Annotated in this window: 1 pseudogene; it reads right to left on the bottom strand. The window is 62.4% G+C overall.

The annotated features are described in order from the left end of the window. Positions 1-463: pseudogene (locus AACY52_RS30880) on the bottom strand (IS5/IS1182 family transposase); the annotation flags it as partial.

Here is a 463-nt window from a genome sequence, read left to right as displayed (position 1 = left end):
ACGATGATATGGCTGTCGGCATCGACTGCCGCCTGAAGGTTGTAGCCGACCAGCCCGGTTCCCTTCCCGGAGGTCGCCATCGCTCTTGCGTCCGGATCGGTCAGCGAGATCTGCCGGTCAGGCGTGTCCGCTACCGCTTCCTGCATCTTCTGAAGCTCGCGCATCTGGCAGCGTAGCGCTTCAAGCCGTTTGCCAAGCCTCATGGTGCGCACCTGCGCTACTTCATCTTCCTGCCGGTCAGCGGTGTCGAGCATGCTCAGGTAACGTTCGATGCTTGCTTCGACCTGCTCCATCCGCCGGCGGATCGCACCCGGAGTGAAGTTCCTGTCACGTGTGTTCACTGCCTTGAAGCGGCTGCCGTCGACGGCGACCGTGCCGCCCGCGATGAGCCCCAGATCCCGGCACAAGAACACGAACTGGCGGCAGCTCGCCTGTATCGCCTCTCCATACTGACGGCGAAAAT

The sequence above is a fragment of the Pseudomonas sp. EA_65y_Pfl1_P113 genome (assembly GCF_963970525.1).
Taxonomy (GTDB): Bacteria; Pseudomonadota; Gammaproteobacteria; order Pseudomonadales; family Pseudomonadaceae; genus Aquipseudomonas; species Aquipseudomonas tritici.
Note: the sequence above shows the minus strand (reverse complement) of the source record. Positions and strands in the feature narration are given on the sequence as shown.